Here is an 11,886-nt window from a genome sequence, read left to right on the forward strand (position 1 = left end):
CTGTGTAACAGAGGGTCACCTTCTGTGATGAAGTGGGGGTATGACCGCCGAAGACCTCCTGCTCAGGACCGGCCGCTTCCTGCGCCGCTCGGCCACCAGCGGCGACCTGCACACCCTCTTCCTGAAGGGCGGCACGGAGGGCGACGCCTTCTATCGCGACCGGTGGAGCCACGACAAGGTGGTCAGGTCCACGCACGGCGTGAACTGCACGGGCTCGTGCTCGTGGAAGGTCTACGTCAAGGACGGCATCATCACGTGGGAGACGCAGGAGACCGACTACCCCAGCGTCGGCCCCGACCGCCCGGAGTACGAGCCGCGCGGCTGCCCGCGCGGCGCCGCCTTCTCCTGGTACACCTACTCGCCGACCCGGGTCCGCTACCCGTACGCCAGGGGCGTGCTGGTCGAGCTGTACGCCGAGGCAAAGCGGCGGCTCGGCGACCCGGTGGCCGCCTGGGCCGACATCACGGCAGATCCGGAGAAGCGGCGAAGATACCAGGAGGCCCGCGGCCACGGCGGCCTCGTCCGCGTCCCGTGGGACCTGGCCACCGAGATGATCGCCGCCGCCCACGTCCACACCATCAAGACCTACGGCCCCGACCGCGTCGCCGGCTTCTCCCCCATCCCCGCCATGTCGATGGTCTCCCACGCCGTCGGCGCCCGCTTCGTGTCGCTCATCGGCGGCACCATGCTCTCCTTCTACGACTGGTACGCCGACCTACCGGTGGCCTCGCCCCAGGTCTTCGGCGACCAGACCGACGTGCCGGAGTCGGCGGACTGGTGGGACGCGGCGTACCTGATGTTGTGGGGCTCGAACGTGCCGGTCACCCGCACCCCCGACGCGCACTGGATGACCGAGGCCCGCTACCGGGGCCAGAAGGTCGTGGTGGTCTCCCCCGACTACAGCGACGCGGTCAAGTTCGCCGACGAGTTCCTGGCCGTGCGGCCCGGCACGGACGGCGCGCTGGCCATGGCCATGGGGCACGTGCTGCTGAAGGAGTTCTTCGTCGAGCGCGAGACCCCCTACTTCACCGACTACGTCAGGCGCTACACCGACCTGCCGTTCCTGGTCACGCTGGAGGAGCGCGAGGGCGCGCATGTGCCCGGCAGGTTCCTCACGGCCGCGGACCTCGGCTCGCAGGAGGAGGCCGCCGAGTGGAAGACCGTGCTGCTGGCGGAGGACGGCACGCCGGTCGTGCCGAACGGCTCGGTCGGCTTCCGCTGGACCGACTCGGGCGCGGGCCGCTGGAACCTCAACCTGGACGTCACGCCGAAGCTCACCGTGTACGGCGGCGCCCCGGCCGAGGTCCTGCTCCCCCGCTTCGACGGCGGCCACTCCATCCGCCGGGGCGTGCCCACGGCCGTGGTCGCCGGCCGCACGGTCACCACCGTCTACGACCTCCTCCTGGCCCAGTACGGCGTCCACCGCCCCGGCCTGCCCGGCGCCTGGCCCCACGACGACCCCGGCCAGCCCTACACCCCCGCCTGGCAGGAGCCGATCACCGGCGTGCCGGCCGACCGGGCCGTCAAGATCGTCAGGGAGTTCGCCAGGACGGCCGAGGCCACCCGGGGCAGGTGCATGTTCATCCTGGGCGCGGGGGCCGCGCAGTGGTTCCACGGCGACACGATCTACCGCGCCTTCCTGACGCTCCTGCTGCTGACCGGCTGCCAGGGCCGCAACGGCGGCGGCTGGGCCCACTACGTCGGCCAGGAGAAGTGCCGCCCGCTGGCCGGCTGGCAGCTCCTGGCGGGCGCGCTCGACTGGTCCCGGCCGCCCAGGCAGGTGCCCGGCACCCCGTTCTGGTACCTGCACACCGACCAGTGGCGCTACGACCACTTCGACGCCGGCGCCCTGGCCAGCCCGCTGGCCAGGGGCGAGTTCCGCGGCAGGCACACCGCCGACCTGGTGGCGGAGTCGGTGCGCAACGGCTGGATGCCGATGTCGCCCGCCTTCGACCGCAACCCGCTGGAGCTGGGCGACGCCGACGACCCCGTCGCCCACACCCGGGCCGAGCTGGCGGCGGGCCGGCTGAAGTTCGCCGCCGAGAACCCGGACGACCCCCGCAACTGGCCCCGGGTGCTCACCCTCTGGCGCTCGAACCTGCTGGGCTCCTCCGCCAAGGGCAACGAGTACTTCCTGCACCACCTCCTCGGCACGGAGTCCAACCTGCCCGCCCCCGACCCGGAGGCGCCGCGCGGCAAGCTGGACCTGCTGGTCACCCTGGACTTCAGGATGACCAGCTCCACGGTCTTCTCCGACATCGTGCTCCCGGCCGCCACCTGGTACGAGAAGTACGACCTCTCCTCCACCGACCTGCACCCGTTCGTGCACGCCTTCAACCCGGCGATCAACCCGCCCTGGGAGACCAGGACCGACTTCGCCGCCTTCCACGCCATCGCCCGCGCCTTCAGCACCCTGGCCACGGACCACCTGGGCGTGCGCAGGGACGTGGTGGCGGTGGCGCACCAGCACGACACGCCCGGCGAGATCGCCGGAAGGGGGCAGCCGGGGCTGAAGGTGGTGGAGCGCGACTATCCGGCCACGGCGGAGAAGCTGGCGGCCCTGGGCCCGCTGACCGAGCGGCTGGGCATCCCGGTCAAGGGCGTGACGTTCCTGCCGGACGAGGAGGTGGCCTGGCTGGGCCGGCGGTGCGGCCTGGTGCCGCGCGGCGTGGCCAAGGGCAGGCCCGAGCTCGACACCGCGCCCAAGGCGTGCGAGACGATCCTGGCGCTGTCGGGGGTGAGCAACGGCCGGCTGGCCGTCCAGGGCTTCGACCAGCTCGCCCGGCGCACGGGCAACGCCTTCGACGGCCTCACCGACCCGGGGCACCGCATCGTCTTCGGCGACACGCAGGCCAGGCCGACGCACGTGGCGGCCAGCCCGGAGTGGTCGGGCAAGGAGTCGCACGAGCGGCGCTACTCGCCGTTCACGATCAACGTCGAGCACGGCAAGCCCTGGCACACGCTGACCGGCCGCATGCACTTCTACCTCGACCACGACTGGATGCACGAGTACGGCGAGGCGCTGCCCATCTACCGGCCCCCGCTCGACCTGGCCGCGTTGTACGGCGAGACCGGCACCCTGCGCTACCTGACCCCGCACAGCAAGTGGTCGATCCACTCCGAATATCAGGACAACCTGCTGATGCTGTCGCTGTCGCGGGGCGGCCCCACGATCTGGATGTCCACCGAGGACGCCGCCGAGCTGGGCATCGCCGACAACGACTGGGTGGAGGCGGTCAACAGGAACGGCGTGGTCGTGGCCCGGGCGATCGTCTCGCACCGCATGCCGCGGGGCACGGTCTACATGTACCACGCCCAGGACCGCCTCATCGACGTGCCCGTCTCGGAGACCACCGGCCTCAGGGGCGGCATCCACAACGCCCTGACCCGGGTGCTCATCAAGCCCACGCACCTGATCGGCGGCCACGCCCAGCTCTCGTTCGGCTTCAACTACCTGGGCCCCACGGGCAGCCAGCGCGACGAGATCACCACCATCCGGCGCAGGTCACAGGAGGTGCGGTACTGATGAAGGTCATGGCCCAGATCGCCATGGTGATGAACCTCGACAAGTGCATCGGCTGCCACACCTGCTCGGTCACCTGCAAGCAGACCTGGACCAACCGGCCGGGCGTGGAATATGTCTGGTTCAACAACGTCGAGACCCGCCCCGGCCAGGGCTATCCCCGGCGTTACGAGGACCAGGGGCGCTGGCGGGGCGGCTGGCGGCTGACCCGCCGGGGGCGGCTCACGCCCCGGGCCGGCGGCCGCCTGCGCAAGCTGGCGACCATCTTCGCCAACCCGCTGATGCCCTCGATCCAGGACTACTACGAGCCCTGGACCTACGACTACGAGACGCTCACCACCGCCCCGCTCTCCGGCGACGTGCCCGTCGCCGCGCCCAGGTCGCTGATCAGCGGCGAACCGGTGAAGATCGGCTGGAGCGCGAACTGGGACGACGACCTCGGCGGCGACCCGACGCCCGACCCGGTGCTGGAGCGGCTGTCGGAGCAGGTCAGGATGGAGTTCGAGCAGGCGTACATGTTCTACCTGCCGCGCATCTGCGAGCACTGCCTCAACCCCTCCTGCGTGGCCTCCTGCCCGTCGGGCGCGCTCTACAAGCGGGCCGAGGACGGCATCGTGCTGGTCGACCAGGACCGGTGCCGGGGGTGGCGGATGTGCGTGACGGGGTGCCCGTACAAGAAGGTGTACTTCAACCACAAGACCGGCAAGGCCGAGAAGTGCACGTTCTGCTATCCCCGGGTGGAGGTGGGGCTGCCGACGGTCTGCTCGGAGACCTGCGTGGGCCGCCTGCGCTACCTCGGCGTGCTGCTGTACGACGCCGACCGCGTCACCGAGGCCGCCTCGGTGCCGGACGAGCGGGACCTGTACGAAGCGCAGCTCGGCCTCTTCGTCGACCCGCACTCCCCGGCGGCCGAGAGCGCCGGCCTGCCGGCCGACTGGCTGGAGGCGGCGCGCAGGTCGCCCCTCTACGACCTGATCGTCAGATACCGGATCGCGCTCCCCTTGCATCCGGAGTACCGCACCCTGCCCATGGTCTGGTACGTCCCGCCGCTCTCGCCGGTCGTGGACGCCCTGTCGACCACCGGCCACGACGGTGAGGCGGCGGCGAACCTGTTCGCCGCCATCGACGCGCTGCGCATCCCCATCGGTTACCTGGCCGAGCTGTTCACCGCGGGCGACCCCGCGCCGGTGACGGACGCGCTGCGCCGGCTGGCGGCGATGCGGTCGTACATGCGGGCGGTCAACCTCGGCGAGCAGCCCGTGCTCCCGGACGTGGGCCTGCCGGAGGACGACCTGGCCGCGATGTACCGGCTGCTCGCCCTGGCCAGGTACGACGAGCGTTACGTGATCCCGACCGCGTACGGCAACGTGCCCGGCGTCGTCGAGGAGGGCGGCTGCAGCCTCGACTACGACGGCGGGCCCGGCATGCAGGGCCCGTTCGGCGAGGCGTCGGGCCGCCCGGTGCCGGTCTCGATCGAGAACTTCCACGGCCTCAAGGAGCGCCAGACCAGCGACGAGGTCACCCGCGACCGGGTGAACCTCCTCAACTGGGACGGCCGCGGCACGCCCGCGGGCCTGTTCCCGCCGAGAAGGAGGAGCTCATGACCCCGGCAGTGCTCTGGCAGGCCGCCGCCCACCTGCTCGCCTACCCCGACGAGCGGTTCTGGCGCCGGCTGCCGCTCATCGAGGAGGCCGCCGCGCCGCACTTCGGCGCGTTCCTCGCCCGGGCCGCCGCGCTCGGGCCCGGCGAGCTGGCCGCGCACTACGTGGAGACGTTCGACCTGCAGCGGCGCTGCTGCCTCTACCTGACCTACTACACCGACGGCGACACCCGCCGCCGCGGCGAGTCGCTGGCCGCGCTGAAGGCCCGCTACCGGGCCGCGGGGTGGGAGCTGCTGGAGGACGAGCTGCCCGACTTCCTGCCGGTGCTGCTGGAGTTCGCCGCCCTCGACCCCGCGGGCGTCGCCCTGCTCCGGGAGCACCGGGCCGGGCTCGAACTGCTGCGCGCCGCGCTGGCCGAGCGCGGGTCGCCGTACGCGGACGTGGTCGGCGCGGTCTGCGACGGCCTGCCCCCGGCCACGGCCGCCGACCGGGACAGGGCCGCCCGCCTGGCCGCGGCGGGCCCGCCGGCCGAGAGCGTGGGGGTCTACCGGTGAGCTACGCCGAGAGCCTGCTGTGGACGGTCACCCCGTACGTCACCCTGGTGATCTTCGTGGGCGGGCTGATCTGGCGCTACAGGTACGACAAGTTCGGCTGGACCACCCGCTCGTCGCAGCTCTACGAGAGCCCGCTGCTGCGGGTGGCCAGCCCGCTGTTCCACTACGCGCTGATCTTCGTGATCGTCGGCCACGTGACCGGCCTGCTCATCCCGATCTCCTGGACCGACGCCGTCGGCGTGTCCAACGAGACCTACCACGCCAACGCGCTCATCTGGGGCGGCCTGGCCGGCGTGGCCACCCTGGTGGCGCTGGCCCTGCTGATCTACCGGCGGCGCACCAACGGGCCGGTGTTCCTGGCGACCACGGTCAACGACAAGGTGATGTACCTCGTGCTGGCGGCCTCGATCGTGGCGGGCGTGGTGACGACGGTGGCGGGGTTCGTGCCCAGCGAGGTCAGCTACCGGACCACGGTCGCGCCCTGGTTCCGCAGCGTGTTCGCGCTGCGACCGGACGTGGAGGCGATGGGGCACGCGAGCGGTCTTTACAAACTGCACACGCTCATCGGGATGGCGCTGTTCGTACTCTTCCCGTTCAGCCGCTTGGTCCACGCACTTTCCGCCCCGTTGGGCTATTTGTTCCGTCCTTACATCGTGTATCGGAGCCGCTCGGATGGCGCGCCGCGGCGCCCGGGATGGGGGCGCGTGCGCCAGAATCGACCCTTGTGAAGCACGGGTACACCAACAGCACCTTCGGCGACGGCGCCCTGGTCGTGAAGTGCTATGAGGGTCCCGAGGCGGCGTTCAGGCTGAGCACGGAGAGCAGATACCTGCGCCGGCTGCGCGGCCGCCTCCCGGTCCCCCGCGTCCACCAGGTCACCTCCACGAGCCTGACGACCCGCTTCGTCGACGGCTCCCACGGTCAGGACCTCCTCGACGACGGGCGGGCGGTGGAGGTGCTGACCGAGTGCGGGCGCATGCTGGCCCGCATCCACCGGCTCGGCATCGTGCACGGCGACTACGGCCCGCAGAACATGTTGTTCCACCCCGACACGTTCGAGACGGCCGCCATCCTCGACTGGGAGTGGGCCCACCCGGGCCGGCCGGTGGAGGACCTGGCCTGGGTGGAGTGGATCGTGCGCACGCACCACCCCGAGCACGTGCCGCTGCTGACGCACTTCTTCGCCGCGTACGGCGAGCCCGTCCCCTCCTGGGCCGACCGGCAGGCGGCCATGGTGGCGCGCTGCCGCGACCTGCTCGACTTCTGCGGCCGGTGGGAGCCGGGCGGGGGCGGGGAGAAGGTGTGGCGCGAGCGCGTGGACGCCACGGCGGCCTGGACGGAGTGAGGCCCAGGGGTGATTCGACGCGGCTCCTTGACGCGTTCCGCCGGTGCGCTTTGCCCGGCCGCGGGCAGGTCTGACCAGGTGATCCTTGTACTCGGGGCCACCGGCTCCACCGGCCGCCGCGTGGCCGAGACGCTGCGCGCCCAGGGCCATCCCGTACGCGCCGCCTCCCGTCGCGGCGAGACCCCGTTCGACTGGTCCGAGCCCGGCACCTGGGAGGCGGCCGTGGCCGGCGCGTCGGCCGTGTACGTCACGGCCCCCGACGGCACCCCGGTCGATCCGGCGTTCGTGTCGCTGGCCGTGGCGCGCGGGGCCGAGCGCGTGGTGCTGCTGTCCGGCTCGGCCGCCGAGGTCATGGGCGACGAGCGCCTGCTCGCGGCCGAGCGCGCGGTGCGCGACAGCGGCGCCGCGTGGACGATCCTGCGGTCGAGCTGGTTCCACCAGAACTTCGACGAGGGCCCCTTCCGGCCGGCGATCTTGTCCGGCGAGGTGCTGATGCCGCTCGGGGACGTGCGCCAGGCGTTCGTGGACACCGGCGACATCGCCGCCGTCGCCGCCGCGGCCCTGACCGGGGACGGGCACGCCGGGCGCACGTACGAGCTCACCGGGCCGGACTCGCTCTCGTTCGGCGAGGCCGTGGAGATCATCGGCCGGTCGATCGGCCGGGAGGTGCGTTACCTGGGCGGCGACGAGGACTACATCGCCGCGCACGGCTTCTCCGGGCAGTCGATCCAGGCGGCCAAGGCGTTCGGCGCGCTGCGCGCCCTCGGCGACCAGCCGGTGGCGGACACGGTGCGCGAGGTGACGGGCCGGCCGCCCAGGCCGTTCGAGGACTACGCCCGCGAGGCCGCCGCCAGAGGCGCCTGGCACTGACGCGCCCGGCCCGGCCGCCGGGGAGGCCTTCTCTCAGGCAGTGCGCAGGTGTCTCACCAGGGCCACCGCGTCGTCCAGGAGCGCCACCTCGCGCGCGGTGAGCCCCCGGTCGGCGCCCCGGCGGGCCCTGGCCCGGTCGAGCGGCTCGCCGGGGTCGAGGTCGTCGCCCAGCTCCGCGACCAGCGCGGCGAGCACCGCACGCGCCCCTTCGGCGAGCCCGGGCTCCCCGCCCACGGCCACCTGGGCGACGATCAGCGCCGACATGCCGCAGTCCAGCGCGGGCGGCCCCTCGCCGGCGTTGGACCAGTCGATCACCACGGGCCCGCCCGGCGTCAGCATCACGTTGTCCGGATGCAGGTCCAGGTGCAGGATGCGATCACCGGGGTCACCCGACACGCGGGCCGGGATCTCGTGCAGCCGCCGCAGCAGCGCCGCCAGCGTGCGGCCGGCCTCCCCGGCGCCGACCTCCCCCGTGGTCAGCGCCGCCAGCATCGTCGGCCCCCGCAGCCGCCCCATCACCAGGCCGGTGGCGGCGCCGCTCTCGGCGGGGTAGACCTCGGGGACGGGGTAGCCGTGCGCGGCCACGTACGCCATGATCGCGAGCTCGGGGCCCGGGTCCATGCCGGCCCGGTAGCGGCGCACCACGCGCCCGCCGCCGATCGCGTAGACCTCCGCGCTGCGCCCGGCCCCCACCAGCTCCCCGATCTCCATGACCCCCAACCTACGCGGCGGTCAGCTCGCGCAGCTCGGCGGCGTGCGCGCGGGACATCTCGGCGGCCAGGGCGCGGGCCTCGGCCGCGCCGCCGGAGGCGCGCTCGCCCTCGGCCACCAGCACGAGCTGCTCCAGGTAGGCCCGCGACAGCGCGGTGAAGCGCCGGTCGAAGGCGACGCCGCGCAGCTCGGCCAGCGCCTTCAGCTCCCGGGCCGTGGGCATGCCGGGCATGTCGTGCGTGGTGTGCGGGTTCTCGCCGGTGACGCGGGCCCGTACGAGCAGGGCCCGCAGCCGCTCCCGGCCCGTGCGGTGCGCCCGGCCGAGCCGGGCCGCGAGATCGGCCAGCGACCGGCTGCCCGCCCGCTCGCGCGCCAGCCCCAGCATCGGCAGCGCCCGCGTGTGCAGCGCGTCGGCGAGCTGCAGCCACGCCACGTCGGTGGTCGTGAACACCCCGGCGGCCGGAGCCGTCGCCCCGGGGGGCTCCTCCTTCGCCGCGCAGCCCAGCAGGACCGCCACCAGCACCATCGCGAGCACCCACCGCACGGGCGGCACCTCCCGGCCGACAAGGGCGGGGGCGGGAGAGCCCGCCCCCGCGAGGATCTACGAAGGACGCCCGTCGGCGCCGCACTTGATGATCGGCCGGATGCAGTCCCGCACCCGGCGCTCCATCTCCGCGGCCGGCCAGGCGTTGAAGAAGTCGCCGTGCATCGTGAACCCGCCCCCGGACGACAGCCGCAGGCGCGCGGGATCGCCGCTCACCGGGTAACGGATCACCTGGCGCAGCTTCGGCACCGGCACGGGATGCGTGCTCGGGCAGGCCCCCGCGACCGGGTAGGCCATGTGGCTCTTGTGGTCGGCGGAGTCCAGGTCCCGCCCGTTCCAGCACTGCGGGAAGTCCAGGTACGACTCCAGCATCGTGCCCGACGGGCAGGTGACGAAGTCCTTGGAGGCCCCCACGTGACCGGCGTGCAGGCAGGACCACCGGGAGATCGTCGTGTGGTCCGGCCCGGTCGCCCGGGCGTTGCCCGCCACGATCCGCAGGCCCAGCGGCAGCGGCTGGATCCTGGCGATGATGTCGTCCCGCACCCCTTCGCCGAGGTAGTAGAACGTCACGATGGCCGGCTCCACCGGCTGGTTGTCCCGGTAGAGGGTCGGCACCCAGTACGACGACTTGTCCACGGCCGGGTTGCAGTTCGTGGCGCCGTTCAGCAGGTCGTTGAGCTGGGTGTGGGCGTTGGTGACGCGGCTGCCGAAGAAGCTGTGCATGTGGGAGGCGCCCGGCAGGCCGGGGAAGATGATCGGGTCGTCGGGCAGGCGGTGGCTGAACGGGCAGTCGGCGAGGAACTCCGCCACCCGGACGACCTGGGCGGCCTGGGCGGCCTGGGCGTCGGCCGGACGCGGCGCGGCCACCGCGAACGTGCCGAACAGCAGGGACAACAGCGCTAACAGACGCATGGCGGCTCCTTCGACGGCGCTCACTGGTAGACCCGCACGTAGTCGACGAGCATGCGGGACGGGAACGGCGTGGCGGCGTCCGGCGGCCCCGGCCAGTCGCCGCCGACGGCGAGGTTGAGGATGATGTAGAAGGGGTGGTCGAAGATCCAGGGGCCGCGGGTCCGCTCCACCTGCTCCTTGCTGATCGTGAACACCGTCCGGCCGTCGAGCGAGTAGACGATGCCCCTGCTGTCCCAGGAGGCGGCCCAGACGTGGAAGCCGTCGGAGAAGTCGGCCCCGTCCGGCAGCGTGTACGGCGCCCCGATGCCGCCGCCCCCGTGGTAGGCGGGCGCGTGCACGGTCGAGTACGACGTCTTCACGTCCTTGCCGAGCACCTCCATGATGTCGATCTCGCCGTTGTACGGCCACGGCCTGCCCGTCAGGAAGTCGGCCCCCATCATCCAGAACGCCGGCCACAGCCCGTTCCCCTTCGGCACCCTGATCCGGGCCTCGACCCGGCCGTAGGTGAAGTGGAACTTGGTGCCGGTGTTCATCCGGGCGGAGGTGTACTGGCAGGTGGTGCTGCCGGTCAGCGGGTCGCGCGGGCACGCGGAGCCGGGGGTGGCCTGCTTGCGGGCCTCCATGACCAGGTGTCCCTGGCCGTCCATGGCGGCGTTGGCGTGGTCGGTGTAGTACTCCAGCTCGTTGTTGGGCCCGGTGCCGGGGTCGGCCCGCCACTTGGCGGCGTCGGGCCTGCTGCCGGCCGGGCCGTTGAACTCGTCGCTCCAGACCAGGGCGGGCGGGTCGGCGGGGTCGCGGGGCGGGGCGGGCGGATCGACGGGGTTGCCGCCGGTGCCGTACACCTGGAACTCCCACAGGCTGTAGCCGTAGGGGCCGGCGCGCTGGGTGCCGTACATGCGGACGTAGCGGCCGGAGCCGGTGACGTTCAGCGTCTGCTTGAAGCCGGTGCCGGTCGTGGTGCTGTAGACGGTCGTCCAGGTGCTCGCGTCGGGTGAGGCCTGGATCTGGAACGAGCGGGCGTAGGCCGGGTCCCATTGCAGCACGACCCTGCTGATCTGGGCGGTGGCGCCCAGATCCACGTGGATCCAGCCCGGGTCCGACCAGGCGGCGGTGGCCCACCTGCTGGCGGGGTCGAGGTCGAACGCCCTGGCCGGGACGCACTCCCAGCAGCTGGCGTCGTGCTGGGAGCTGGAGGCCACGCCGGGCTTGCCGTACGACAGCAGCCGCTCGCCGGTGCCGCCGCCGGTCCCGTAGACCTTGAACTCCCAGAGGCTGTAGCCCCACTGGGTGGCGCGCTGGGTGCCGTGGACGCGGACGTACCGGCCGCTGCCCGACACGGACAGGGTCTGGTTCCCCCCGGTGCCGGCGACCGTGGTGTGGACGGTGCTCCAGGCGGCGCCGTCCGTGGACACCTGCACCTGGAAGGCGGTGGCGTACGCCGCCTCCCAGCTCAGCTCCACCCGGCCGAGGGCCGCGGTGGCGCCCAGGTCCACCTGGATCCACTGCGGATCGGAGAAGGCGCTGGACCAGCGGGTGCCCGCGGCGCCGTCCACGGCGGCGGAGGCCGGGAAGGCGGCGCTCTCGGTGGAGGAGGCGGTGGCGGGCCTGCCCTGGGACAGCAGGACGTCGGCGGCGCCGGCGGCGCCGGCGGGCGGCGCCGGGGCCAGGGCCAGCAGGGTCAGGAGGACGACGGACGTCGCCAGGCGGCGGAGTGTACTCACAACGTCTCCGTCAAACGGGGGGCAGGGTTCGAGGGAGCGCTCCCTGAAACGGAGGGTCCTCGCCTCCACAACCCCTGTCAAGACACGAGTTAACCTCCCCGCCAC

At 72.8% G+C, this 11,886-nt stretch carries 10 protein-coding genes; 6 read left to right on the forward strand and 4 right to left on the reverse strand.

Going from position 1 to position 11,886, the window contains the following annotated elements; translation table 11 throughout:
- Positions 1-40: 40 nt before the first annotated feature.
- The 6 genes from IO39_RS31770 (at position 41) to IO39_RS31795 (ending at position 7,893) form a co-directional block, all read left to right on the forward strand.
- Positions 41-3,526, forward strand: a complete 3,486-nt coding sequence (locus IO39_RS31770; RefSeq protein WP_043630710.1) for a nitrate reductase subunit alpha — start codon at positions 41-43, stop codon at positions 3,524-3,526.
- Entirely contained in the window at positions 3,526-5,127 is a 1,602-nt protein-coding gene (narH, locus tag IO39_RS31775) for a nitrate reductase subunit beta (protein ID WP_043630711.1), read from the forward strand. Before IO39_RS31770 ends, narH begins: the two co-directional genes overlap by 1 nt.
- Positions 5,124-5,678 carry a nitrate reductase molybdenum cofactor assembly chaperone gene (gene narJ, locus IO39_RS31780; protein WP_043630715.1) on the forward strand — a complete coding sequence of 185 codons (555 nt, stop codon included), beginning with the start codon at positions 5,124-5,126 and terminating at the stop codon, positions 5,676-5,678. Before narH ends, narJ begins: the two co-directional genes overlap by 4 nt.
- A complete protein-coding gene (gene narI, locus IO39_RS31785; RefSeq protein ID WP_043630717.1) occupies positions 5,675-6,406 on the forward strand; it encodes a respiratory nitrate reductase subunit gamma in 732 nt (243 codons plus the stop codon). Before narJ ends, narI begins: the two co-directional genes overlap by 4 nt.
- Positions 6,403-7,023 carry a phosphotransferase gene (locus IO39_RS31790; protein ID WP_084773810.1) on the forward strand — a complete coding sequence of 207 codons (621 nt, stop codon included), beginning with the start codon at positions 6,403-6,405 and terminating at the stop codon, positions 7,021-7,023. The genes narI and IO39_RS31790 overlap by 4 nt, the downstream gene beginning before the upstream one ends.
- 78 nt (positions 7,024-7,101) lie before the next feature.
- On the forward strand, positions 7,102-7,893 hold the full coding sequence (locus IO39_RS31795) for an SDR family oxidoreductase (RefSeq protein ID WP_245642421.1): 792 nt from the start codon (positions 7,102-7,104) through the stop codon (positions 7,891-7,893).
- Between the two features lie 33 nt (positions 7,894-7,926).
- Here IO39_RS31795 and IO39_RS31800 read toward each other — a convergent pair whose 3' ends face one another.
- The 4 genes from IO39_RS31800 to IO39_RS31815 are packed head-to-tail and all read right to left on the reverse strand — an operon-like array spanning position 7,927 to position 11,781.
- Positions 7,927-8,604, reverse strand: coding sequence for a phosphotransferase (locus IO39_RS31800; RefSeq protein ID WP_043630785.1), 678 nt, complete (start codon positions 8,602-8,604; stop codon positions 7,927-7,929).
- Positions 8,605-8,614: 10 nt separating this feature from the next.
- Positions 8,615-9,148 (reverse strand): DUF305 domain-containing protein, encoded by a 534-nt coding sequence (locus tag IO39_RS31805; protein ID WP_052423611.1) that lies wholly within the window; start codon positions 9,146-9,148, stop codon positions 8,615-8,617.
- Positions 9,149-9,205: 57 nt separating this feature from the next.
- The gene (locus IO39_RS31810; RefSeq protein WP_043630723.1) at positions 9,206-10,060 is read right to left on the reverse strand and encodes a DUF1996 domain-containing protein; all 855 of its coding nucleotides are present in this window, start codon (positions 10,058-10,060) and stop codon (positions 9,206-9,208) included.
- A 20-nt stretch (positions 10,061-10,080) separates the two neighbouring features.
- Complete coding sequence (locus IO39_RS31815; RefSeq protein ID WP_043630725.1) at positions 10,081-11,781, reverse strand: discoidin domain-containing protein; 1,701 nt, start codon at positions 11,779-11,781, stop codon at positions 10,081-10,083.
- Positions 11,782-11,886: the final 105 nt, after the last annotated feature.

It is taken from the genome of Nonomuraea candida (genome assembly GCF_000725485.1).
Classification (GTDB): domain Bacteria; phylum Actinomycetota; class Actinomycetes; order Streptosporangiales; family Streptosporangiaceae; genus Nonomuraea; species Nonomuraea candida.